Here is a 22,189-nt window from a genome sequence, read left to right on the forward strand (position 1 = left end):
GATGTCCGACTTTCCTTCCCCGCGTCCTCCGGTTGCCCCGTCCGCGTCCTGGCGACGGGTCTCCTTGGGCAATGGCCTGCTGCTGTTCGGCTGGCTGCTGTTGCTCGGCTACCTGGCGCTGAAGTTTTACCAGCGTAACCATTTTATCGACCTGCTGCCGACGGCGATCGAGCCCGCGAGCGTACGGGTGATCAGCGGCGAAAGCGGGTTGAGCGAAGGCTGTGGCGTGGCGATCTTTCGTTTGTCTGCCGCCGCCCGGGCCCGACTGCTACGCGGTGGGTGGCCGACCTTGGCCACGGCGCGCCAGGCCCGCGGTTATGCGGATCCGCTGAACGCTTATGCGGCGTGGCAGCACAGCCCGGTGCCTGACCGGCTGATAGGCAGCGAAGGCTGGATGGCCTTTGCTTGCGCGGATGTCGATCAGGCACTGGAGCGGCGCATCCATGCAGCGCTGCGGCGCCCGGGAGCGTTTTACAGCACTACCCACGACGCGATGCTGCTGGTGATCCCCACGCAAGGGCTGATCGTCTATGGTTACAGCGGTTGAGCAGCGGCCGTTACCATCGAATCTCCATCCAGTCTCCACAGACGGTCCATGGACCCGCGACACGGGCCCGCCACACTCCTGGTCACTGACTAACCAGGAGAACCGTCCCATGAACCGCAACCTGTTGCTTAAACTCGGCGCCATCGCGTTGCTGATGCTGGTGCTGATGATCCCCATCCTGCTGATCGATGGCGTGATCGAGGAGCGTCAGGGCCTGCGTGATCAGGTGTTGCAGGACATCGCCCGCAGCTCCAGCTACAGCCAGCAGCTGACCGGCCCGCTGATCGTCGTGCCGTACCGCAAGACCGTGCGCGAGTGGACGTTCGACGAAGCCTCCAAGCAACGGGTACTGCAGGAGCGGCAGCTGTCCGGGCGCCTGTATTTCCTGCCCGAGACCTTTGTGCTCAATGGCGAGGTCAGCACCGAGGTGCGCAAGCGCGGCATCTACCAGGCGCGCCTGTACCACGCCAACAATGCGATCAGCGGCCACTTCGAATTGCCGGTGCACTTCGGGATCGAGGAAGGCTATGCCGACTATCGCTTCGAACAGCCGCTGCTGGCCTTCGGCATCAGTGATATCCGCGGTATCGGCAATGCCCTGAAGCTGCGCTTGAACGGCAACAGCCTGAACTTCCAGCCGGGCACCCAGGCGCCGGTGCTGGGCAACGGCGTGCATGCACCTTTGCCCGGCCTGAGTGGCGTGGAAGCCGTGCGGCTGGACTATGCCCTCGATCTCAGCCTGCAGGGCAGCGAGCAGTTCAGCGTGACCCCGGTGGGGCGCGACAGCCGTGTGTCGCTCAAGTCCAGCTGGCCGCACCCGAGCTTCAGCGGCGAGTTCCTGCCGGTGAAACACAGCATCGACGACCAGGGTTTTACCGCCGACTGGCAGACCAGTTTCTTCGCCACCAACCTGGAAGAAGTGCTGCAAAGCTGCGCGGCGGATGGCGAGCAGTGCGCCGCCTTCGGCAGCCGTAGCTTTGGCGTGGGCTTTATCGATCCGGTCGACCAGTACCTGAAAAGCGACCGCGCGATCAAATACGCGCTGCTGTTTATCGGCCTGACCTTTGCCGGCTTTTTCCTGTTCGAAGTGCTCAAGCGCCTGTCGGTGCACCCGATCCAGTATGGCCTGGTGGGTTTGTCGCTGGCCTTGTTCTACCTGCTGTTGCTGTCGCTCGCCGAGCACCTGGATTTCGCGTTGGCCTATGGCCTTTCGGCGGCTGGCTGCGTGTGCCTGATCGGCTTCTACGTCAGCCATGTGCTGCACAGCTGGAGCCGCGGGCTCGGCTTTACCGCCGCGCTGGCGGCCCTCTACGGGCTGCTCTACGGCCTGCTCAGCGCGGAGGACTACGCGTTGCTGATGGGTTCGTTGCTGGTGTTTGGCCTGTTGACCTGCGTGATGGTGCTGACCCGCAAACTGGACTGGTACGGCATCGGCAAGGCCGACGCGGCCTGAGGTTACCGGCGCGGCATGCCGCGCCCTTTTTGGAGATTCGTTGATGAAAATGCTGCTGCAGGGTTTCGCCTGCCTGGCCTGTGGTGCGCTGGCCGCCCTGGGACTCCTGGTAGGGCTGATGTTCACCCACAGTTTCACCCTGATCGAGGCGCTGATGCAGAGCGGCCTGCCACTGGCGAGGCTGAGCCTTGAATGGCTGTCGCCGGCCTTCTGGCAAGGCCTGACCGGGCTCGCGGACGCCGCGCAGAACGCCTCGGTACGCTCCTTCCTGCAACTGTGCGCCGCCCTCGGGCAGCTCGCGCTGCTGGTGGCGGCCGCCCTGTACCGTGGGTTTTGCTGGCGATGAGCGGGCATCTGGGGTTGCGCGAGGATGCCCGCAGGGGGCGCTGGCTGGCAGCCAAGATCAGCGCCCTGTTTCCACCACGACCAGGGGTTGCCATTGCGGCGCCAGCACGACGCCAGGTGCAACGATGATGTTATTACTGATGTTGCTAGTGGCTTATGTCTTGCCCTTTGTCCTGGCACTGCTGGTACAGGGGTATAAATCGCTGACGGTGCTGTTGCTGGGGGCCTGTGGCAGCGCCGCGATGGTCCTGTTGCTGGATCGCTCGCTGCCGGGCGTACTGAATGAGTCAAGTGTTGGCCTGCTCGGCGCCGTTGGGCTGCTGCTGATCGCCGCCACCGGACTGATGTCCGGGTTACTGGTGTGCGGCCTGCGCCTGTTACCGGATAAAAGCTTTGGAAGGGGCAAGCTGCGCAGTCTGGTGGAAGTGCTGATCGGTTTCAGTCTGGTGCCGGGTGTGCTGCTCGTGCTCGGCATGTGGGTCCGCTGGGACTACCACCCCGATCGTCAGGCGGCGCTGCCACCGGCAGAGTGCCTGGCGCGTAGCCACTCTGTTCGGGTCGCCGGTGTGATTTATCGGGTCTCCAGCGCGCCCCTGTTCAAGGTTTGGCTGGGGGACGACGATCAGTATGATTTCGCTCGGTACGACAGCTTGCGGGACTTCTGCGCGCGCAGTAGCCGGGGCGCCCAACTCGCCCAAGCTCGTTTGCTGTTGATCGACTGGAGCGAGATGGCTTATTCCGGTGACCTGGCGGACAGAACCTGGTGCCGGGCGCCCAAGGCGGCCTGGGTGCAGGATCTTTGCCGCGGCGATACCGCGGTGCTGACGGGTTATCCCTCCAGAATTGGGCTCTTCGCGGCGGATGAAGCTGATTCCCTGCGCCTGGGCTTCGACAGCGGTGGCGGTTATGCCGACCTGCTCGAGCTGCGCCGCCAGGCCCTGGCGCGCGGCGAACCGCTGGCAGTGCAGGTTGTCGGAGCGTTCGACCGATACGACAACCACTATTGGGTGGCCCGCGACGGTTGGACCAATGCCGCGGGTGAGCCCTTTACGCTGCGCTGTTACGACAATGGTGATTTCGGCCTGAGTTGCAGTGTTCGTTACCGGCTGCAGGGACGCTTGGTGTTGGCCTATGACTTTCACGCCCAGGGATCGGCGCAGTTGCCCACGTTGGCCCGGCAGATCGACCAGCAGACGCGCCGGATGCTGGCGCAGTTGCGCCAGCCTTGAGCCCTGCGGCCATTCAGGCGCTGGGCTGGGTGGCCTGCACCGAAGGACGTTCCTGCACCGCGGCGTACCAGTCGGCCAACTGCGGGCAGCGCGTGCGCCAGCCCAGCTGCGGCTGGCGAAAGTCCAGGTAACCGAGCAGGCATACGATGCCGATGGCGGCGATATCGAAAGGGCCATGGGGGGCGGACGCGGCCTCGTGCTCCAGCTGCGCCAGGCCGCGGTCGATCTTGCCCTGTTGGGCCTGCACCCAGTCGTCCCAGCGTTTGTCGGCGGGACGCAGGAAGGTTTCGTAGCGAATCAGCACTGCGGCATCCATCAGCGCATCGGCCAGGGAGGCCAGGGTCAAGCGCTGCCAACGCGACGGGCCGTCGCGAGGGATCAGCGGAGTGCTGCCATGCTGCTGGTCGAGGTAGTCGCAGATCACTCGACTGTCGTGCAGCACGCTGCCGTCGGCCAGGCCCAGTGCCGGCAGCTTGCCCGCCGGGTTGCCGGCATTCAACGCCGCACTGGGGTTGATCGGGCTCAGTTGCACGCCGTGCAAGGCCACCTGCTCGAGTTGGCCGGTCTCATGCAGCACGAGCATGACCTTGCGGACAAAGGGTGAGCCGGTTGAGTGGAACAGCGTCATGCCGAGAGTTGCCATGGGATCGCTCCAGGGATAAAAGCCCGAGCCTAACAGCCCCGCGTGCGTTGCAACACTGCGCTCCCGAGCTTTGTTTCAGAAGGCCGGGCTGTGTTGTCGACGGCGCCACTGGGCCAGCCGTCGCTGCAGGGCGTCAAGGCTGTCCAGGCCCTGGCGGCGCGCCTGGTGGAACAGGATCAAGGCCAGCTCGGCGGTGACCAGTGCATCGGCACTGGCGCTGTGACGTTGTTGTGCCCGCAGGCCGAAATGCGCGGTCCAGTCGTCCAGGCCGGCGTTGCGCAGCACCACCTGGGGATTGAGTAACGGCGCCAGTTCGGCGATGTCGAGGAACTCGCTCGCCAGCCGCTGTCCCAGCTGCTGGTCGACGGCGCGGCCGAGCATGCGCTGGTCGAATGGGGCATGGAACGCCAGCAGCGGGCTGTCGCCGAGAAATGCCAGGCAGTCCAGTAAGGCCGCCACCGGCTCGCGTCCGGCGGCCAGGGTACTGGGCGCCAGGCCGTGGATCAGCACACTGGCATTGACCGGCTGATCGAGGTGGCACAAGGTGCACTCGAACTGCTGGCCCAAGTCGATGGCGCCGTCCTCGATAACCCAGGCCCCGATCGACAAGACACGGTCGCGCTGGGTGTTCAGGCCACTGGTCTCCAGGTCCAACACGACAAATCGCTGCCGATTCAGTGGCTGCTGGCTCGAGCCTAACGGAACCGGCAGTGCCGCCAGGCGTTGCCGCTGTTCGGCGCTCAAGGTCGGCGCCGCGGTGCGGCCCCAGGGTAGCCACCTCATAGCTGGTAGCGCAGCACCAGGCTGCGCTGCAGGCGCTGGGCCTGACGAAAGGACTCGCGCAGGATGCGCCGGTCCAGCTGATTGAGGCTGTCCGGGTCGATCCGGTTGCCATACGGCCGCCCCTGGCGAGCCTGCTGCTGGTGCAGTTGCAGACGGGTTTGCTGGATAAAGTGATAGGCCTCTTCATAGGCCGCGCCGTCCAAGGCTTCGATCACGCCACGGCGGACCAGCTGGCGCAGGCGTTCCAGGGTATTGCAGGCCTCGATGCCATGGGCCAGGGCCAGCAGGCGCGCACCGTCGACAAAGGGCGTCAGGCCTTGCACCTTGAGGTCCAGGGTGTCTTTTTCGGCGCCCTTGCGGGCCACCACGAAATCGCGCAGGCGGCCCACCGGGGGCGACTGGCGCAGCGCGTTGGCGGCCAGCAGACGCTGGAACAGCGGGTTGTCGGCGACCTCGTCCAACAGTCCTGCGCGCAACTGCTCGCAGCCCTCGGTGGGCCCCCAGACCGCACGCAGGTCGAAATAGATGCTCGAGGCCAGCAGGTTTTCCGGTGACGCCTCGCGGACAAAGCCGCTGAAGCGCCGCCGCCATTCAGCGTGGGACAGGCACAGCTGCGGATTGCCGGCCATGATGCCGCCCTGGCACAGGCTGAAGCCGCAGGCGGCCAGGCTCTGGTTGATCTGCGCGGCCAGCGGCAGCAGGCGTGCCCGCAGCTGCTCGGCGTGGACGGCGTCGGTCGCCTCGAAAAGCAGGCCGTTGTCCTGGTCGGTGTGCAGGGTCTGCTCGCGACGGCCCTCGCTGCCGAAGCACAGCCAGGTGAAGGGCACGCCGGGATCGCCCAGTTGCTCCAGGCTCAGTTCGATCACCCGGCAGACCGTATGGTCGTTGAGCAAGGTGATCAGGTGGGTGATCTGGGTCGAGCTGGCGCCATGGGCGAGCATGCGATCGACCAGCTGCCGCACCTCGCTGCGTAGCGCCACCAGGGTCTCGACCCGTGCCGCGTGACGGATGGTGCGGGCCAGGTGCACCAAGTCGATGCGTTGCAGGGCGAACAGGTCACGCTCGGAGACCACGCCACAGAGGCGCTCCTGGTCGACCAGGCAGACATGGGCGATATGCCGCTCGGTCATGGCGATGGCCGCGTCGAAGGCGCTGGCGTCGGGCCCCAGCGCAAAGGGCGCGGGGGTCATCAGGGCCGCGATGGGCTGCTCCATGGCAGCACCATCGGCCACCGTCCGGCGCAGGTCGCGCAGGGTGAAGATGCCCAGTGGGCGACGGTCCGCATCGACTATCACCACGCTGCCGACCTGCCGCTCGTGCATCAGCCGCACCGCATCCCTAAGGGCCAGGCTTGGCGCGCAGCTGACGGGTTGACGCATCGCCAAGTCGCTTAGCCGGGTGTTGAGCGAGTACTGCGCGCCCAGGGTTTCCACCGCGCGCAGCTGGACCTGCTGGTTGACCTGGTCGAGCAGGCTGCTGACGCCGCGCAGGGCGAAGTCACGAAAGGGATTGGATTGGGCGAACAGCTTGATAAAGGCCGGTTTGTTCAACAGCAGGCAAAAGGTGTCTTCAGCGGCCAGGTGTTCGGTGCGGGTGGCGCGTTCACCCAGCAGCGCGGCCAGCGGAAAACATTCGCCGGTACTGATTTCGAAGGTGCTGCCGGCCTGCGCGTCGGCTGAACGCTGGCCCTGCACGCGGCCTTGCTTGACGATATAGAAATGCTCGACCGGCGCCGCGTCGGGTTTGAGGATGCTCTCGCCCTGGGCGTAAAAACGCAGCTGGCAGTTCTCCACCAGGAAGGCCAGGTGGGCCAGGTCCATCTGGTTGAACGGCGGAAATTGCTGCAGAAACACCAGGAGGCCGTGAAGGTTCTGCTGCACCGCCACCTTGCCGGCTTCGGCAAAAGCGTTGCTGTGCTTCATGTGGAGTGTCCGCAAGGTTCGGGAGCAGGGATGGTCCGTCGAGTGGCTGGCGGTGCCCAGTGGACCTAAGTCTAGGTGCAGCAGTTGTGGTGTCTGCGCGCGCCGGTCGTCCTGTGCCTCTTTTTCGCCGCCGTGCGGGTTTTTGCGGCCCGGCTCCGGCTGACCTGCTCTGGGTCGCGGGCATGGACGGGCACGGCGTGGCGCTCTGGCGTGGCCTGGCGTTTTCGGCATCGCCCAGTCGCTGCGTTCGAGGATGCTGGGGGCACAGGTCTTATTATCGAATCATTATTAATAAGCGGCTTCATTATAGTTGGTTGTTTTTATAAATTGTTTCGCTTGGGTTGTAGTGTGAAAAAACGCACTTAGCCAGTATTGACAGTGTTTGGAGTCGGGTTTAAAAAAGCCACTTGCCAATGGTGACAATGGCGCTGTATCGGAGCGAGCCGGCATTGGTCTGGCACTACCCGGTATTGGCAGGGAGGTATTTTCTTATAATGGACTATATGTGAATTTCGTATGTCTCTATCGGCTGTTCTCTGCTCGGCCTGCTTCACTGGCCGTCTTTGACGGCGGGCTGTCGGGAGCGGCGGAACAATTCAATCAAGTCGCGCTATTGAACTGATCGGCGGCGCCGAGCTTGCCAATTCGTACGGCTTCGGTGCGCCGAGCGGTTATTGAGTATTTCCATTGGGCTGTATGGCTCCGCTTGTCAATGCTGCCGTTGTCACTCAATAAGCAACCACGGAAAAAAGGAGGTGGTATGAATAATTTTACCCGGGTGGTCGAGATGACCCAGAGTGAATATCAGCACTATATCGGTTCGAATGCCTTGTTCAAATTGGTGATGAGCGGCGGTCTGCAACGTCAGCACTACATCGCCTACCTGCGCGAGACCTATCACCTGGTGCGGCACACCTCGCGAGCCCTGGCGCTGGGCGGCGCGCGGCTGCGCGACGAGCACCGGGACCTGCGCAACTGGTTTTTCGAGCAGGTACAGGAAGAGAACGGCCATGACCTGTTCTGCATCAAGGACCTGCGCAACCTCGGGGAAAACCCTGATGTGATTCTCAGCGGCCACCCCATGAGCGGGGCCTGGGGCCTGGTCTGTCAGAACTATTACCTGGCCACCTACGGCAATCCCGCCGGAATACTGGGGGTGGCGACCGCCACCGAAGGCCTCGGCGCGGACTTCGGGCCGGCCTTCAGCAAGGTCCTGACCGAGCACTATGGCTACGCCAGCAACCAGATCACCTTTATCAAGAGCCACGCCGGTTTTGATATCAAACACCTGGAAGAGGCCAAGCGTGCCGTCAACGAGCTGGTGCAAGACGAAGAAACCCTGCTGGATATCGCCCATGCGCGGCGGATGACCCTCAAATTCTATAACCAGCTGTTTATGGATGTGCTTGCCGAGCCCCAGGTTCGCGCGCAACCGGCATGATTCTTTTATGGGCAGGCTGCAGGGAGTCGTTCAGCCTGCCGTTTCTCTCTGTTCGAGGGTGGCGTAACGATGAATACTCATTTCTTACCCTACAACGAAGACAGTGTTGTATACGGCATGCAGTTCTTGCGCGGAGACGCTGAATTCGACCACTACGAAAACATTCTCGCCAATGCTTATAATAAACTTGGGTTCGACTTGGCACGGATTAAAGTGCCGCCCAGGGGGCAGCGGTTTTTTATCCGCCGGAACCAGCAGGTCGCCGCCATCGGTGCCCTGAGCCAGGTGCAACGGGGGGAACATTACTTTCGCTATATTCCCGAGCTGCAGGGTTTGTCGGCGCAAGATACCCGGGTCTGCGAAGTACATAACGTTATCGTGCTCGACGAGGCGCGTGGCGGTTATACCCTGGCGGTGTTGATGTATGAATGTGCCAAGTGGGCCGTGGCGCACAGTTATCAATATATTGTGGGACTGACCCGTTACCAGGTTCTGCGGCACTTCGTCGCCTTCGGCATCAACCCGGTGCAGCATCCGCCGCTGTCCCTGCTGGGTCAGCCGCACCTCAAGGATTTTATCATCTACTACGACACCCACAGTCCCGAGGCGCTGCGTTACATGCACGCGCGGGCCCGCAACTACTTCCAGCAAGAACGCACGATGCGCCGGATCAAGGAGCTGTACCTGCGCCGGGAGCCTGCCCATGAAAGCCTCTGACCTGCTGCAGGTCGCGCGGCAGCTGGACGAGGAAATACTCGACCTGTTTCCGGAAAGCGCCGAAGCTTCCCGGGTGAGTCTCGACCTCGACCGTATCGGCCTTTGGAGTGGGCTTAACCGCCAACTCTATGGGCATATCGCCCGCCGCTCCTTGCGCCTGGCTGACGCCCGCCAGGGGCTCAAGGTACTGGATGCCTGTTGCGGGCGCGGCGGGCTGACCCGTTACCTGTGGTCGCGCTTGAGCCGTACCCGCGAACCCGGCCAGCTGGATGTCTATGGGGTGGACTGGTCGGAGCGGCATATCGCCAATGCGACGCGGGAGGCGCCGGCCATTCACTGGCTGCGCCGGGACATGTTCCAGAGCGGGTTCGCCAGCGGCGAGTTCGATGTGCTGGTCTGCTCGCAGTCGCTGCATCACTTTACCCCGGCGCAGATTCCCCAGCTGCTGCGCGAGTTCTGCCGGATCGCCCGCGACGTCTATGTTTTCGATCTGCGGCAGACCCGCTACGGGTCGCTGTGGATGCGCCTGATCGCGCCGTTCTTCTCCGCCGAGTTCATCCACGATGGTCTGGTCTCGCACCGTCGGGCCTTGAGTGTCGAGCAGGTCCGCGGCTTGCTGCGCGAACACGCCTTGCCCTACCGCCTGCAGACCTTCACCCCCTTGGGCATGCTGCTGGAGGTCCAGTCATGAGCGGGATGACCCGTAACCTGTTTCTGCTGTATCCCCTGGTACTGCTCGTCACCTTGCACCTGGGTGGCTATTACCTGTTGGTCGTGATCATCCTCAATATGCTGGTCATGCCCGGCCTGGACCTGCTGGCGGCGCCGGAGCCGGCGGTTGCCGCGTCGCGGCCGCGGGCGGCGGTCGCTCCTCGCGAGCAGACCTTGCGCGCCGAGCATGGGTTCTGCCTGCTGTTCCTGGTGGCGCTGGGCTACGGCGCCGCCTCGGTGCGTGGACTGCGCCTGGATTCCCTGGAGTTCTGGCTGCGAACCTACGCCACCGGGCTGGTGGGCGGTACCCTGGGGTTTGTGGTGGCTCACGAGCTGATCCATCGTCGCGGCAGGCTGGACCGCTGCTGTGGGGTGGCGCTGTTGACGCTGCTCAACTATGGGCATTTTCGCGTCGAGCATGTGTTTGGCCATCACGCCAATGTCGGCTTGGCCGAGGACCCGGCCAGTGCACGCCGTGGGCAGACGGTGTATGGCTTCTATCTGCAGTCGATTCCCGGCCAGGTGCGTTCGGCCTTGGCCATCGAGACGCGGCGATTGCGCGCGCGTGGCCATTCACCGCTGTCCCTGCACAACCAGGTGCTGTCGTCCTGGCTGGTCAGCCTGTCCCTGGCGGTTGGCTGTTACGGGCTGTGGGGCCTGGCTGGGCTGTGTTTTTTCATCGCCCAGGGGTTGTTTGCGGTGCTGATCCTGGAGACCGTCAACTACGTGGAGCACTACGGCTTGCGCCGGCAGGTGAGGGCCGGGCGGGTCGAGAAAGTCTCGGCGCGCCATGCCTGGAGCACCGGGGCACGCTGGACTAACCGCATGCTGCTGGGGCTGGGCAAGCACGCGGATCATCACCTGAACGCGGCACGTCCCCACACCCAACTCGCGCATCTGCAGGCGGCGCCGACCCTGCCGCTTGGCTATTTCGCCAGCGCTTTTCTGGCCCTGATACCCCCTCTCTGGTTTGCCGTGATGGACCCCCTGGTCGCCGCTCAGCAAGAGGTTGTCGAACATGCGCGCTGATCCCCAGACCCTGCAGGCCCATGCGGCATTTTTGCGGACGCTGCCGCCGCTGCCGATCTCCCCGCGGGCAGAGGCCTACCTGCGTTCAGGGCACGAAGTGGCCCTGGAGCACCGCGGTCAGGCGATCTTCGCCCGGCGTTTCGACGCCGGACCGCGCAAGGCGCTGCTGGTGCATGGGGTCAACGGCCGCGCCTCGCAGTGGGTGAAGCTGGCCAGCCGGTTGCAGGCGGCGGGCATTACTCCGGTGCTGTTCGATGCGCCCGGGCACGGCTTTACCGGCGGGGAGCAGACCGACACCGACCTGTCCGCCGAGGTGATCCAGGCGGTGGTCGAGCGGGTGGCCGGCGTCGATATCGCCATCGCCCATTCCTTCGGCAATGCTTGGCTGTACCGGGCACTGGCCAAGGGGCTGCGGGTCGAGCGGCTGGTCACCCTGTGCGGCCCGGCCCGGGCCCGCTATATCGTCGACCAACATGTGCAGCGCTGTCGGTTGTCCCCCGAGCAAGCGCAGGCGTTTTGCGGCTTGCTGGAGGCGCGCCATGGTACGGATTTTTGGCAGGCGTACTCGCCCGCGCAGATTGCGCGGCAGCTGGAGACGGCAGCCCTGATCGTGCATGACCGCGCCGACAGCATTATCCAGTATGCCCAGGCGCTGGAATTGCGCGCCGCTTTTGCCCAGGCCGAGTTGCTGAGTACCGAGCGACTGGGGCACTTCGACCTGCTCAAGGACGACCAGGTGATCGCGGCGATCCTCGCCTTCGTCGACGGCGCGCCGGCGTCCGACGTGGCGAGGCCCGACGCGGCTGCGCCCGGTTAGTCCGGCAAAGGCATCCGTTGCTCAGCCGCGGGGGGCTTGGCGGATCAGCGCCGTGGCGGTGGCGGTGGCGATCAGCTGGTCGTCCTGGCGTAGTTCCCCGGCCAGGTGGCAGACGTCGCGGCCGCGACGCACCACCTGGCCACGGCCCTGGATCCGGCCGATATGGGCCGGCCGGAGAAATTGCACGTTGAGCTGCAGTGTCGGCGCGAACTCGCCGGCGGCCAGCCCGGCGGCCAGGGCCGGGCCCATGCAGTCGTCGAGCATGGCCGCGAGAAAGCCGCCCTGGATCTGCCCTGCGGGGTTGAGAAAGGCTTGCTGTGCCTGGAATTCCACGTCGATGCTGGCGGCCGCGGTGTCGACCGCGAGGATGCGCATGCCCAGCGTGCGGGCCGCCGGTGGGACGGGTAGCCGTCCGGCCTGGATCTGCCAGAAGAATGAGTCGTTATCCATGGCGTCCGCTCCTGAGGCGTCACGAGAGTCCCCGCTTTGACCGCCAGAGGGCCGGTCCGAGTTCCCTGGGTGGTACGGATCTTCGGGCATAAAAAAGCCGCTTCCAATAAGGTTGGAAGCGGCTTGGCTGTCACGGGCGCTGTGTTTTAGGCAGAGGGATGTTTCGCCTTGAACTCGCGACGGCGACGGTGTAGCACCGGCTCGGTGTAGCCGTTGGGCTGCTTGCCGCCTTCGATCACCAGTTCGACCGAGGCCTGGAAGGCGATATTGCTGTCGAAGTCCGGCGCCAGCGGGCGGTACAGTGGATCGCTGGCGTTCTGCCGATCGACCACCGGTGCCATACGCTTGAGGCTTTCCAGCACCTGGGCTTCGCTGACCACGCCGTGGCGCAGCCAGTTGGCGATGTGCTGGCTGGAAATGCGCAGCGTGGCACGGTCTTCCATCAGGCCGACGTCGTTGATATCCGGCACCTTGGAGCAGCCAACACCCTGGTCGATCCAGCGCACCACGTAACCGAGGATGCCCTGGGCGTTGTTGTCCAGTTCGTTCTGGATCTCTTCGGCCGACCAATCGGTGTTCGGCGCTAGCGGAATGCTGAGGATATCGTCCAGTGACGCACGTGGACGCTGGGCCAGCTCGGCCTGGCGAGCGAACACCTCGACCTGGTGGTAGTGCAGCACGTGCAGCGCGGCCGCGGTGGGCGAGGGGACCCAGGCGGTGTTGGCGCCGGCCAAGGGGTGGGCGACCTTCTGCTCGAGCATGGCGGCCATCAGGTCGGGCATGGCCCACATGCCCTTGCCGATCTGGGCGCGACCCTGCAGGCCGGTGGCCAGGCCGATGTCGACGTTCCAGTTCTCGTAGGCGCCGATCCATTTTTCAGCCTTCATGGCGGCCTTGCGCACCATGGCGCCGGCCTCCATGGAGGTGTGGATCTCGTCGCCGGTACGGTCGAGGAAACCGGTGTTGATAAACACCACGCGCTCGCTGGCGGCCTTGATGCAGGCTTTCAGGTTGACCGTGGTGCGCCGCTCCTCGTCCATGATGCCGACTTTCAGGGTGTTGCGCGGCAGGCCGAGCACGTCTTCGACGCGGCCGAAGATTTCGCTGGTGAAGGCGACTTCCTCGGGGCCGTGCATTTTCGGCTTGACGATGTAGACGCTGCCGGTCCGGGTGTTCTTGCGGCTGGTGTTGCCATTGAGGTTGTGCACGGCGATCAGGCTGGTGAACAGCGCATCCTGGATGCCTTCGGGAATCTCGTTGCCCTGGGCATCGAGAATCGCCGGGTTGCTCATCAGGTGGCCGACGTTGCGCACGAACAGCAGGCTGCGACCGTGCAGGGTCAACTCGCCGCCGCCGGTCGTGCTGTAGACGCGATCCGGGTTCATGGTGCGGGTAAAGGTGCTGCCGCCCTTGCTGACTTCCTCGGCGAGGTCGCCCTTCATCAGGCCCAGCCAGTTGCGATAAACGACCACCTTGTCATCGGCATCCACCGCGGCGACCGAGTCTTCGCAGTCCATGATGGTGGTCAGCGCGGCTTCCATCAGCAGGTCTTTGACGCCCGCGGCATCGGTCTGGCCGACCGGGGTGCTGGCGTCGATCTGAATTTCGAAGTGCAGGCCGTTATGCTTGAGCAGCACGGCGATGGGTGCATCGCTGGCGCCCTGGAAGCCGATCAGTTGGCTGTCGTCGCGCAGGCCGCTGTTGCTGCCGCCCTTGAGGCTGACCACCAAACGGCCGGCTTCGATGCGGTAGCCGGTGGAATCGACATGGGAGCCGGCGGCCAGGGGCGCGGCCTGGTCGAGGAAGGCACGGGCGAAGGCGATGACCTTGTCGCCGCGGACCTTGTTGTAGCCCTTGCCTTTCTCGGCGCCGCCTTCCTCGCTGATCGCATCGGTGCCGTAGAGGGCATCGTAGAGCGAGCCCCAGCGCGCATTGGAGGCGTTCAGGGCAAAACGCGCGTTCATCACCGGGACCACCAACTGCGGGCCGGCCATACGGGCGATTTCGTCGTCGACGTTCTGCGTGCTGGCCTGGAAATCGGCCGGCTCGGGCAACAGGTAGCCGATCTCCTGCAAGAAGGCCTTGTAGGCCACCGGGTCATGGGCCTGGCCGGCACGGGCCTGGTGCCAGGCGTCGAGCTGGGCCTGGAACGCATCGCGCTGGTCAAGCAGGGCGCGGTTTTTCGGTGCGAGGTCATTAATGACGCTTTCGGCACCGGCCCAGAAGTGCTCGGCACTGATGCCGCTACCGGGAATGGCTTCGTTGTTCACGAAGTCGAACAGGACTTTGGCGACCTGCAGGCCACCGACTTGAACGCGCTCAGTCATCACTTGCCTCACTCTGCTCAGCTTTTCAGCGTTGTTTCCAGACTGTTTCGATAGCCGTCACGGACCGGCCTGGGCCGTCTTGTAGTCCGAGGCGCGGCATACTACATCAAGAAGAGGGTGGAAATCAGTGGGTACGCGTCGCGCTGCGACCGGAAGGCTTCGTGCAGTCACACCGGGGGCTGCAATGTTCGCAGAAGAAAACGATATTGTCGCGATAAAATGCTGAAATCGTACACTATTGTCGCCGCGCCGCGGCTGTTAAGGTGGCCGTTCCAGTTACCGACCGGCCTATACTGGACCCACTTTTATCGCGTTGGGAGTCTGTATGTCGGTCAAGGCGCTGGTCCCCGAGGAACTCGACGAACTCTGTCCATTATTTGCCGGCTACCTGCAGTTCTATCGCTTGCCCCAACCCTTGGCGCAGATCCGCGCGTTTCTCGCCGCGCGCCAGCAGCGCGGCGAGTCGGTCATCTACCTGGCACGCGACGGGGCGGGCCAAGCCCAGGGGTTCGTGCAGCTGTATCCCTTGTTTTCATCCTTGCTGCTGGCCCCGGCCTGGTTGCTGAGTGACCTTTACGTGGCCGAGGCGGCGCGGCGCCAGGGGTTGGGCGAGGCGCTGATGAATGCCGCCCGGGCCCATGCCGAAGCCAGCGGCGCCTGCGGCCTGCAGTTGGAGACGGCGCGGACCAACCAGGCCGGGCAAGCGCTGTACGAGCGCCTAGGCTATGTCAGGGACGAGTTGTACTACACCTATTGGCTGAGCCTGACGCCGCCGTGATGGCGGCGCGTTCCAAACCCAAGGAGTCATCCGTGAATCATCTGGTACTGACGGTCATCGCCCAGGATCAACCCGGGCAAGTGGAGCGTATCGCCGCCTGCATCGCCGAGCATGGCGGCAACTGGCTGGAGAGCCGCATGTCGCGCATGGCCGGGCAGTTCGCCGGAATCCTGCGTATCGGCGTGCCCGCCGAGGCCCACGAAGAACTGATCGATGCGCTCCAGGGGTTGGCGGCCCAGGGCATCCGGGTATTGGTGGCCGAAAGCGGCATCGAACCCTCCTGTACCTGGAAACCGATTTCCCTCGATCTGCTGGGCAACGACCGTCCGGGCATTGTGCTGGAAATCACCCGCTTATTGAGCGAGCACGGCATCAATGTCGAGCGGCTGTCCACCGACGTGACACCGGCGCCCATGAGCAGCGAATCGCTGTTTCATGCGGTGGCAGTGCTGGCGGTGCCGCTGACCCTGTCCCTGGATACCCTCAAGACCCACCTGGAGACCCTGGCGGACGAGATGATGGTGGAGCTCAAGCTGCGGACCGAGCCTTGAGCTCCACTGCGCGCCTCAACTGGCTTTGCGCAGGTTGAACCAGGCATCGACGCTGTACAGCGCCAGACCGATCCAGATAAAGACAAAGGCCAGCAAGGTACTGGGCGCGAGGTGCTCGTCATAGAGAAAGACCGCCTGCAGCAGCACCAGGGTCGGGGCGAGGTATTGCAGGAACCCCAGGGTGGTGTAGGGCAGGTGCCGGGCGGCGGCGTTGAAACAGAGCAGGGGCACCAGGGTGATGGGGCCCGCGGCGGCCAGCCACAACGCCTGGGAGGTGCTCCAGAATGCCGCCTGGCTGCTGGTGGCGGCCGGGTGCAAGAGCAACCAGCCCAGGGCGATGGGCAGCAGCAGCCAGGTTTCCACTACCAGGCCGGGCAGGGCAGCGACCGGTGCCTGCTTGCGGATCAGCCCGTAAAAGCCGAAGGACAGCGCCAGTACCAGCGACACCCAGGGCAGGCTGCCGACCTGCCAGACTTGCTGGGCCACCCCGACCACGGCGCAGGCCACCGCCAGCCATTGCAAGGGGCGCAAACGTTCCCCCAGCAACAGCATGCCCAGCAGCACATTGAGCAGCGGATTGATGTAGTAACCCAGGCTGGCTTCGAGCATGCGTCCGTTATTGACCGCCCAGACATAGGTCAGCCAGTTCACCGCGATCAGGCTGCCGCTGGCGGCCAGCACCGCCAACCGCCGTGGGTTCTGCCGCAGCTCGCGCCACCAGCCCGGGTGTTTCCAGACCATCAGCAGCAAGAGTCCGCACAGGGCCGACCAGAGCACCCGATGGACGATGATCTCCAGTGCCGGTACGGCGGCAATGGCCTTGAAATACAGCGGGAACAGGCCCCAGATCACGTAGGCGGTCAGCCCCAGAAGGTAACCGCGGCGCGGGTTGACGGTGGGCATGGAGGTCCTTGCTTAGGTTGCTAACGACAAGCCCGCCATTCTAAGCATCTTGCGTGGTGTACGGGGAGGCGCCCATGGGATTTATCGCCCGATACGGGCGATAGTCGTAAATATTGCGTTACGACTGCCGCCCGCCGTGTGGGCCCTGGACCCGGTTGGCACGGGCCACGCGCGCACAGTCCCTACTTAGGCCCTAGAACAGTTTCAGCGGCTCTTCGTTAAGCGCCGCCAGTTGCTCGCGCAAGGCCAGCACCTGATCGCCCCAGTAACGTTCGCTGCCGAACCAGGGGAAGCTGTGGGGGAAGGCCGGGTCGTCCCAGCGCCGGGCCAGCCAGGCGCTGTAGTGCATCAGGCGCAGGGAGCGCAGGCCCTCGATCAGCGGCAGCTCGCGGGGATTGAAGTCGTGGAATTCCTGGTAGCCGTCCATCAACTCGGACAACTGCCCCAGGCGTTCCTGGCGATCGCCGGCCAGCATCATCCACAGGTCCTGCACGGCGGGCCCCATGCGGCAGTCGTCGAGGTCGACGATATGGAACACCTCGTCGCGGCACATCATGTTGCCGGGGTGGCAGTCGCCGTGCAGGCGGATCGCCTGGTAAGGCGTGCGGGCGTACAACGCCTCGACACCCTTGAGCAGGTCGCGGGCCACCGACTCGTAAGCCGGCAGCAGGCTGCGCGGGATAAACCCACCCTCGAGCAGGGTGTCCAGCGAGGCATGGCCAAAGTTCTGCACCGTCAGCGCTTCGCGGTGGGCGAAGGGCTTGGTGGCCCCGACGCCGTGCAGGCGTCCCAGTAATTGGCCGAGGCGGTACAGCTGGTCGAGGTTGCCCGGCTCCGGCGCCCGTCCACCCCGGCGGGGGAACAGGGTGAAGCGAAAACCGGCGTGTTCGAACAGGGTCTCGCCGTTGTGCCGCAAGGGCGCCACCACCGGGACTTCGCAGTCGGCCAACTCGAAGGTGAAGCTGTGCTCCTCGAGGATCGCCGCGTCGGTCCAGCGTTGCGGGCGGTAGAACTTGGCGATCAGTGGCTCGCCGTCCTCGATGCCCACCTGGTACACGCGGTTCTCGTAACTGTTCAACGCCAGCACCCGGGCGTCGCTGATAAAGCCGATGCTCTCGACAGCGTCGAGAACCAGATCGGGGGTAAGGGCAGCGAAGGGATGGGACATGGGGTATTCCAGACGGCAGGGTGCACCAGTGTACGCTGCCGCCGTCCGTGGGCGCGGCTGTCAGTGCGTTTTTCCGGGGCATCTGGCCCGGCCTGGGAACTGCCGCGCGGGTTACAGCGCCGGGTGGGAGGTGCTCTGGCCACGGGGATCGCGCATCCCGTACACCAACAGCAACAGGATAAAGGACAGGCACAGCATCCAGGCGGCCAACCGATGGGCTTCGGCGTAGCGCAGCGCCTCGACGTGCTGGAACAGGGCAATGGAGACCACCTGGGTTTGCCCGGGAATACCGCCGCCGAGCATCAACACCACGCCGAATTCACCGAGCGTATGGGCGAAGCCCAGGGTGCCGGCCACCAGCAGGCCGCGCCGCAACAAGGGCAGTATCACCCGCCACCAGCGCTCCCAGCGTCCGGCACCCAGGCTGGCGGCCGCCTCCAGCACGCTGGGTGGGATATTGCGAAAGGCCACGGTCAACGGCTGGACCACAAAGGGCAGCGAATAGATGATCGAGCCCAGCAGCAGGCCACTGAAGCTGAACGCCAACTGATGGCCGGTCAGCCAGGACCAGGCCGAGCCCAGCGGTGTGTCCGGGGCGAAGGCCACCAGCAGGTAGAAACCCAGTACCGTCGGCGGCAGCACCAGCGGCATCGCCAGCACGGCGTCCAGCACCTTGCGCAGTACCGTCTCCCGGCGCACCCGCCAGGCGGCCAGGGGCAGGCCGATCAGCAGCAGCAGCGCGGTGGAGAGTCCCGCCAGTTGCAGGGTGATCCGCAGGGCCTGCCAATCGCCGTCACTGAGCAGCACAACCGGCCTCGCCGGGCAGGGCATAACCCGCCTGTTTCAGGCGCGACCCCTGGGCGTCGAAATAGGCCAGGAAACGCTCGGCCGCGGCGCGCCGGTCACCCTTGGCCAGCAGGATGCGCTTTTGTACCAGGGGTTCGTACAGCCCGGCGTCCAGCTGTCGGTACTGCGTCTCGGGCGTCTTGGCCGCGGTCAGCTGGCTGAGGGCGACCAGGCCGCTGCTGGCATTACCGGTGGCGACGAACTGGAAGGTCTGGCCGATATCCTGGCCGTACACCAGGCGCGACGACAGGCCGGGCAGTTGCCCGCTGCGCTCCAGGGCCTGCAGGGCGGCGCGGCCGTAAGGTGCCGTGTCGGGTTGGGCGATTGCCAGCTTGCCGTTCGGCAACTGAGTCAGGTCGGGTTGCGCTTTCGGGGTCCACAAGGCCAGGCGCCCGCAGGCATAGGTCGTGACGGCCTCGCCATGTTTGGCCTGCAACAGTTTCTCGGGCCGCTCGGCGTCGGCCGAATAGAACAGGTCGAAGGGGGCACCGCGCTGGATCTGCTCGAAAAAGGCGCCGCTGGAGCCGCCGGCCAACTGCACCTGCTCCCCGGTCTGGCGTTGGTAGTCGGCGGCGATCGTTTCCATCACCGGCAGCAGGTTGGCGGCCACTGCGACACGCACCGGGTCGGCAGCCTGGCTGGGGCCGCCACTCAAGGCGCCGAGCAGGGTCAGGGCCAGCAGGGTATTGGGGCGGGTCATCAGCAGTTTCATCGCACGTCCTCAGTGAGGTATCAGAGTTGAGTGCCGAGCAGCACCTGCTCGGGGGAAAAACCGGTGCAGACCGCATCGCCTTCGCCCAGCGCCAGTTCGGCCAGACGGGTTGGGCTGGCCTGGGCGCAGAGGGTCTGCCCGTTGGCCAGGACGATGCGGACTTCGCAGCGATCGGCATCGTCCGCCACGATCTGCTCGATTCGACCGTCCAGCCGATTGAGCCCGGGCGCTGGCGGGTCATGGGGCGCATGCAGGGTCAGCCAGCCCGCCTTGATCAGCGCCACCACGGGGCTGCCCGCCATCAGTTCGAGCTTTTCCGTGCTGGGGTGGGTGATTTGTGCCTGGACCTGGGCGCCACCGGGCAGTTCGAGTTGCAGCAGGTCATTGCCGCCCTGGGCGGTGATCGTCAGCACCCGGCCACTGAGCTGATTACGTGCGCTGGTGCGCAGCAGCAAGCGGCCCAGTTGCTGCAAGTCGGCATTGTCGGCGTCCGCCAGGACCTGGGCCTGCAGTGCCTCCAGGCGCTGATAGAGGGCGAGCAGGCGTTCGCCCTCGGCGGACAGGCGCGCACCGCCGCCGCCGCGGCCGCCGACGCTGCGCTCCACCAATGGTGTCTCGGCCAGGTTGTTGAGTTCATCGATGGCATCCCAGGCGGCCTTGTAACTCAGCCCGGCGGCCTTGGCCGCGCGCGTGATGGAGCCTTGCTCGGCGATCTGGGCCAGCAGGGCCATGCGTTGCGGGCGGCGTACGCCATGCTGGGCGAGGGAGGTCAAGAGGCTCATGGCAATGGCGCTATATGATTTTGTATATAGCGAAGTGTGGCGAGCAATTGACTGCCGAGTCAAGCCAGGGCAGCGACTAGCCTGGTCGTTCGTCAGGCTTGGGTGTGCGGGCCAGGCAGTAGACATCGACCCGTGTCGCGCCCGCCCTGAGCATCAGCCGCGCCAGGGTGTGGGCCGTGGTGCCGGTGGTCAGTACGTCATCAACCAGGGCCAGGTGCCGGCCCGCCACCCGTGCCTGCGGGCTCAGGGCAAAGGCATTGCGCAGGTTGCGCTGGCGGCTGGCGGCATCCAACGACTGTTGCGCAGGGGTGTCCCGGGTGCGGCGTAGCCAGTCGTCTTCGACGGGCAGCCGCAGGGCCTGGCCAAGCCAGCGCGCCAGCAGGCCGGCCTGGTTGAAACCGCGTTGGCGCAATCGCTGACGGGCCAGCGGCACCGGTAGCAACGCATCCGGTGACGCCAGCCCGGCGGCGAAGGCCAACAGCAGCTGCTCGGCCAGCAATTGCGCCAACAGGCGGCCGTAGGGCCAGCGCGCCTGGTGTTTGAAGCGGCTGATCAGGCTGTCCAGCGGAAAGGCGTAGCGCCAGGCGGCCTGCACCTGGGTGAAGGCCGGCGGATGCCTCAGACACTGCCCGCAGGTCAGGCCCGACGTGACCAGGGGCAAGGCACACACGTCGCAATGACTGCCCAGCCAGGGCAAATCCGCCCGGCAGGCAGCGCACAGCGGGTAGGCCGCGGCGCAGCGCTCGTCACACAGCAAGCAGGTGTGGGTGATTTTTAACCAGTTGTAAACCTGCAGGTAATGCCTGGGTTGACAGTGCATGGGCCTTCCTTAACTATGCCAAACATCCGTGTCGTGCCCCTGCACCTTAGCAGTCGGGTGCAGTTGCTTCCCCCAAGGTCAACAAGGAACCGCCCATGAGCGCCTCCCTCTCTCCCGTGCTGCGTCACGACTGGTCGTTGCCTGAAGTCCGTGCACTGTTTGAACAGCCGTTCAATGACCTGCTGTTCCAGGCCCAGACGGTGCACCGCGCGCACTTCGATGCCAACCGCGTGCAGGTCTCCACCTTGCTGTCGATCAAGACCGGCGCCTGCCCCGAGGACTGCAAGTACTGTCCGCAGTCGGGGCACTACAACACCGGCCTGGAAAAAGAAAAACTGATGGAGGTGCAGAAGGTCCTGGAGGAAGCGGCGAACGCCCGGGCCATCGGCGCCACGCGCTTCTGCATGGGGGCGGCGTGGAAACACCCCTCGGCCAAGGACATGCCTTATGTGCTGGAGATGGTCAAAGGGGTCAAGGCCCTGGGCCTGGAAACCTGCATGACCCTCGGCCGCCTGGACCAGGAGCAGACCGCCGCCCTGGCGGGCGCGGGCCTGGACTACTACAACCACAACCTCGACACCTCGCCTGAGTTCTACGGCAGCATCATCACCACCCGTACCTACTCCGAGCGCCTGCAGACCCTGGCCTATGTGCGCGATGCGGGCATGAAGATCTGCTCGGGCGGCATCCTCGGCATGGGCGAGTCGCTGGACGACCGCGCCGGCCTGCTGATCCAGCTGGCCAACCTGCCGGAGCATCCGGAGTCGGTGCCGATCAATATGCTGGTCAAGGTCCAGGGCACGCCGCTGGCCAACGCAGAGGACGTCGATCCGTTCGACTTTATCCGCATGCTGGCGGTCGCCCGTATCCTGATGCCGCAGTCCCATGTGCGGCTGTCGGCCGGGCGTGAGGCGATGAACGAACAGATGCAGGCCCTGGCATTCTTTGCCGGCGCCAACTCGATCTTCTACGGCGACAAGCTGCTGACCACTGCCAACCCCCAGGCGGACAAGGACATGCTGTTGTTCGCGCGCCTGGGTATCCAGCCGGAAGCGCGTGAAGAGCATGCCGACGAAGTGCACCAGGCGGCCATCGAGCAGGCGCTGACCGAGCAGAAAAGCGGCGCGCTGTTTTACGACGCCGCCGCGGTCTGACCGCCGTTGTCGGAGCCGCCGCGGCCGTGGGTCTGCGGCGCTCCATTCGCCCCTTGCGGCC

The 22,189-nt window shown here is 64.9% G+C and carries 23 protein-coding genes; 12 read left to right on the forward strand and 11 right to left on the reverse strand.

Going from position 1 to position 22,189, the window contains the following annotated elements:
• Position 1: 1 nt before the first annotated feature.
• From ABWY06_RS03705 to ABWY06_RS03720, 4 genes are all read left to right on the forward strand, one after another.
• Positions 2-547 (forward strand): hypothetical protein, encoded by a 546-nt coding sequence (locus tag ABWY06_RS03705; RefSeq protein WP_353924218.1) that lies wholly within the window; start codon positions 2-4, stop codon positions 545-547.
• Positions 548-656: 109 nt separating this feature from the next.
• A complete protein-coding gene (creD, locus tag ABWY06_RS03710) occupies positions 657-2,000 on the forward strand; it encodes a cell envelope integrity protein CreD (protein ID WP_353924219.1) in 1,344 nt (447 codons plus the stop codon).
• Positions 2,001-2,043: 43 nt separating this feature from the next.
• A complete protein-coding gene (locus ABWY06_RS03715) occupies positions 2,044-2,346 on the forward strand; it encodes a hypothetical protein (protein ID WP_353924220.1) in 303 nt (100 codons plus the stop codon).
• 124 nt (positions 2,347-2,470) lie between these two features.
• Positions 2,471-3,574, forward strand: a complete 1,104-nt coding sequence (locus ABWY06_RS03720) for a hypothetical protein (RefSeq protein ID WP_353924221.1) — start codon at positions 2,471-2,473, stop codon at positions 3,572-3,574.
• A gap of 13 nt (positions 3,575-3,587) precedes the next feature.
• On the opposite strand, the gene ABWY06_RS03725 is transcribed toward ABWY06_RS03720, so the two are convergent.
• From ABWY06_RS03725 to ABWY06_RS03735, 3 genes are all read right to left on the reverse strand, one after another.
• Positions 3,588-4,217 (reverse strand): glutathione S-transferase family protein, encoded by a 630-nt coding sequence (locus ABWY06_RS03725; protein WP_353924222.1) that lies wholly within the window; start codon positions 4,215-4,217, stop codon positions 3,588-3,590.
• 75 nt (positions 4,218-4,292) lie between these two features.
• Positions 4,293-5,000 carry a 3'-5' exonuclease gene (locus ABWY06_RS03730; RefSeq protein WP_353924223.1) on the reverse strand — a complete coding sequence of 236 codons (708 nt, stop codon included), beginning with the start codon at positions 4,998-5,000 and terminating at the stop codon, positions 4,293-4,295.
• Positions 4,997-6,922, reverse strand: a complete 1,926-nt coding sequence (locus tag ABWY06_RS03735) for a putative nucleotidyltransferase substrate binding domain-containing protein (RefSeq protein WP_353924224.1) — start codon at positions 6,920-6,922, stop codon at positions 4,997-4,999. Before ABWY06_RS03735 ends, ABWY06_RS03730 begins: the two co-directional genes overlap by 4 nt.
• A gap of 760 nt (positions 6,923-7,682) precedes the next feature.
• On the opposite strand from ABWY06_RS03735, the gene ABWY06_RS03740 reads away from it, so the two are divergent.
• From ABWY06_RS03740 to ABWY06_RS03760, 5 genes are all read left to right on the forward strand, one after another.
• Entirely contained in the window at positions 7,683-8,363 is a 681-nt protein-coding gene (locus ABWY06_RS03740) for an iron-containing redox enzyme family protein (protein WP_353924225.1), read from the forward strand.
• A 69-nt stretch (positions 8,364-8,432) separates the two neighbouring features.
• The gene (locus ABWY06_RS03745; RefSeq protein WP_353924226.1) at positions 8,433-9,080 is read left to right on the forward strand and encodes a hypothetical protein; all 648 of its coding nucleotides are present in this window, start codon (positions 8,433-8,435) and stop codon (positions 9,078-9,080) included.
• A complete protein-coding gene (locus ABWY06_RS03750) occupies positions 9,067-9,771 on the forward strand; it encodes a class I SAM-dependent methyltransferase (RefSeq protein WP_353924227.1) in 705 nt (234 codons plus the stop codon). The genes ABWY06_RS03745 and ABWY06_RS03750 overlap by 14 nt, the downstream gene beginning before the upstream one ends.
• Positions 9,768-10,820, forward strand: coding sequence for an alkane 1-monooxygenase (locus ABWY06_RS03755; protein ID WP_353924228.1), 1,053 nt, complete (start codon positions 9,768-9,770; stop codon positions 10,818-10,820). The genes ABWY06_RS03750 and ABWY06_RS03755 overlap by 4 nt, the downstream gene beginning before the upstream one ends.
• Positions 10,810-11,637 (forward strand): alpha/beta fold hydrolase, encoded by an 828-nt coding sequence (locus tag ABWY06_RS03760; RefSeq protein WP_353924229.1) that lies wholly within the window; start codon positions 10,810-10,812, stop codon positions 11,635-11,637. Before ABWY06_RS03755 ends, ABWY06_RS03760 begins: the two co-directional genes overlap by 11 nt.
• A 21-nt stretch (positions 11,638-11,658) precedes the next feature.
• On the opposite strand, the gene ABWY06_RS03765 is transcribed toward ABWY06_RS03760, so the two are convergent.
• Positions 11,659-12,087: a PaaI family thioesterase gene (locus ABWY06_RS03765; RefSeq protein ID WP_353924230.1), complete on the reverse strand. Its 429-nt coding sequence runs from the start codon at positions 12,085-12,087 to the stop codon at positions 11,659-11,661.
• Positions 12,088-12,233: 146 nt separating this feature from the next.
• On the reverse strand, positions 12,234-14,414 hold the full coding sequence (locus ABWY06_RS03770; protein ID WP_353924231.1) for a malate synthase G: 2,181 nt from the start codon (positions 14,412-14,414) through the stop codon (positions 12,234-12,236).
• Positions 14,415-14,739: 325 nt separating this feature from the next.
• Here ABWY06_RS03770 and ABWY06_RS03775 point away from each other — a divergent pair, with 325 nt between their 5' ends.
• A complete protein-coding gene (locus ABWY06_RS03775) occupies positions 14,740-15,192 on the forward strand; it encodes a GNAT family N-acetyltransferase (protein ID WP_353924232.1) in 453 nt (150 codons plus the stop codon).
• 32 nt (positions 15,193-15,224) lie between these two features.
• On the forward strand, positions 15,225-15,743 hold the full coding sequence (locus ABWY06_RS03780; protein WP_353924233.1) for a glycine cleavage system transcriptional repressor: 519 nt from the start codon (positions 15,225-15,227) through the stop codon (positions 15,741-15,743).
• 15 nt (positions 15,744-15,758) lie between these two features.
• On the opposite strand, the gene rarD is transcribed toward ABWY06_RS03780, so the two are convergent.
• The 6 genes from rarD to ABWY06_RS03810 all read right to left on the reverse strand — a co-directional run bounded on the left by rarD (position 15,759) and on the right by ABWY06_RS03810 (position 20,974).
• The gene (gene rarD / locus ABWY06_RS03785; RefSeq protein ID WP_353924234.1) at positions 15,759-16,646 is read right to left on the reverse strand and encodes an EamA family transporter RarD; all 888 of its coding nucleotides are present in this window, start codon (positions 16,644-16,646) and stop codon (positions 15,759-15,761) included.
• A gap of 193 nt (positions 16,647-16,839) precedes the next feature.
• Entirely contained in the window at positions 16,840-17,814 is a 975-nt protein-coding gene (locus ABWY06_RS03790) for a serine/threonine protein kinase (protein WP_353924235.1), read from the reverse strand.
• A gap of 111 nt (positions 17,815-17,925) precedes the next feature.
• On the reverse strand, positions 17,926-18,621 hold the full coding sequence (modB, locus tag ABWY06_RS03795; protein ID WP_353924236.1) for a molybdate ABC transporter permease subunit: 696 nt from the start codon (positions 18,619-18,621) through the stop codon (positions 17,926-17,928).
• Entirely contained in the window at positions 18,608-19,372 is a 765-nt protein-coding gene (gene modA, locus ABWY06_RS03800) for a molybdate ABC transporter substrate-binding protein (RefSeq protein ID WP_353924237.1), read from the reverse strand. The genes modB and modA overlap by 14 nt, the downstream gene beginning before the upstream one ends.
• 20 nt (positions 19,373-19,392) lie before the next feature.
• The gene (locus ABWY06_RS03805) at positions 19,393-20,154 is read right to left on the reverse strand and encodes a TOBE domain-containing protein (protein WP_353924238.1); all 762 of its coding nucleotides are present in this window, start codon (positions 20,152-20,154) and stop codon (positions 19,393-19,395) included.
• 76 nt (positions 20,155-20,230) lie between these two features.
• Entirely contained in the window at positions 20,231-20,974 is a 744-nt protein-coding gene (locus tag ABWY06_RS03810) for a double zinc ribbon domain-containing protein (RefSeq protein WP_353924239.1), read from the reverse strand.
• A gap of 95 nt (positions 20,975-21,069) precedes the next feature.
• Here ABWY06_RS03810 and bioB point away from each other — a divergent pair, with 95 nt between their 5' ends.
• Positions 21,070-22,128 carry a biotin synthase BioB gene (gene bioB, locus ABWY06_RS03815; protein ID WP_353924240.1) on the forward strand — a complete coding sequence of 353 codons (1,059 nt, stop codon included), beginning with the start codon at positions 21,070-21,072 and terminating at the stop codon, positions 22,126-22,128.
• The last annotated feature ends 61 nt before the right edge of the window (positions 22,129-22,189 follow it).

The sequence above is a fragment of the Pseudomonas sp. genome (assembly GCF_040514055.1).
Taxonomy (GTDB): domain Bacteria; phylum Pseudomonadota; class Gammaproteobacteria; order Pseudomonadales; family Pseudomonadaceae; genus Aquipseudomonas.

Coding starts and splice junctions, on each gene's coding strand:
- ABWY06_RS03705 (WP_353924218.1), top strand. CDS start 2: ATGTCCGACTTTCCTTCCCCGCGTCCTCCGGTTGCCCCGTCCGCGTCC.
- creD (WP_353924219.1), top strand. CDS start 657: ATGAACCGCAACCTGTTGCTTAAACTCGGCGCCATCGCGTTGCTGATG.
- ABWY06_RS03715 (WP_353924220.1), top strand. CDS start 2,044: ATGAAAATGCTGCTGCAGGGTTTCGCCTGCCTGGCCTGTGGTGCGCTG.
- ABWY06_RS03720 (WP_353924221.1), top strand. CDS start 2,471: ATGATGTTATTACTGATGTTGCTAGTGGCTTATGTCTTGCCCTTTGTC.
- ABWY06_RS03725 (WP_353924222.1), bottom strand. CDS start 4,217: ATGGCAACTCTCGGCATGACGCTGTTCCACTCAACCGGCTCACCCTTT.
- ABWY06_RS03730 (WP_353924223.1), bottom strand. CDS start 5,000: ATGAGGTGGCTACCCTGGGGCCGCACCGCGGCGCCGACCTTGAGCGCC.
- ABWY06_RS03735 (WP_353924224.1), bottom strand. CDS start 6,922: ATGAAGCACAGCAACGCTTTTGCCGAAGCCGGCAAGGTGGCGGTGCAG.
- ABWY06_RS03740 (WP_353924225.1), top strand. CDS start 7,683: ATGAATAATTTTACCCGGGTGGTCGAGATGACCCAGAGTGAATATCAG.
- ABWY06_RS03745 (WP_353924226.1), top strand. CDS start 8,433: ATGAATACTCATTTCTTACCCTACAACGAAGACAGTGTTGTATACGGC.
- ABWY06_RS03750 (WP_353924227.1), top strand. CDS start 9,067: ATGAAAGCCTCTGACCTGCTGCAGGTCGCGCGGCAGCTGGACGAGGAA.
- ABWY06_RS03755 (WP_353924228.1), top strand. CDS start 9,768: ATGAGCGGGATGACCCGTAACCTGTTTCTGCTGTATCCCCTGGTACTG.
- ABWY06_RS03760 (WP_353924229.1), top strand. CDS start 10,810: ATGCGCGCTGATCCCCAGACCCTGCAGGCCCATGCGGCATTTTTGCGG.
- ABWY06_RS03765 (WP_353924230.1), bottom strand. CDS start 12,087: ATGGATAACGACTCATTCTTCTGGCAGATCCAGGCCGGACGGCTACCC.
- ABWY06_RS03770 (WP_353924231.1), bottom strand. CDS start 14,414: ATGACTGAGCGCGTTCAAGTCGGTGGCCTGCAGGTCGCCAAAGTCCTG.
- ABWY06_RS03775 (WP_353924232.1), top strand. CDS start 14,740: ATGTCGGTCAAGGCGCTGGTCCCCGAGGAACTCGACGAACTCTGTCCA.
- rarD (WP_353924234.1), bottom strand. CDS start 16,646: ATGCCCACCGTCAACCCGCGCCGCGGTTACCTTCTGGGGCTGACCGCC.
- ABWY06_RS03790 (WP_353924235.1), bottom strand. CDS start 17,814: ATGTCCCATCCCTTCGCTGCCCTTACCCCCGATCTGGTTCTCGACGCT.
- modA (WP_353924237.1), bottom strand. CDS start 19,372: ATGAAACTGCTGATGACCCGCCCCAATACCCTGCTGGCCCTGACCCTG.
- ABWY06_RS03805 (WP_353924238.1), bottom strand. CDS start 20,154: ATGAGCCTCTTGACCTCCCTCGCCCAGCATGGCGTACGCCGCCCGCAA.
- ABWY06_RS03810 (WP_353924239.1), bottom strand. CDS start 20,974: ATGCACTGTCAACCCAGGCATTACCTGCAGGTTTACAACTGGTTAAAA.
- bioB (WP_353924240.1), top strand. CDS start 21,070: ATGAGCGCCTCCCTCTCTCCCGTGCTGCGTCACGACTGGTCGTTGCCT.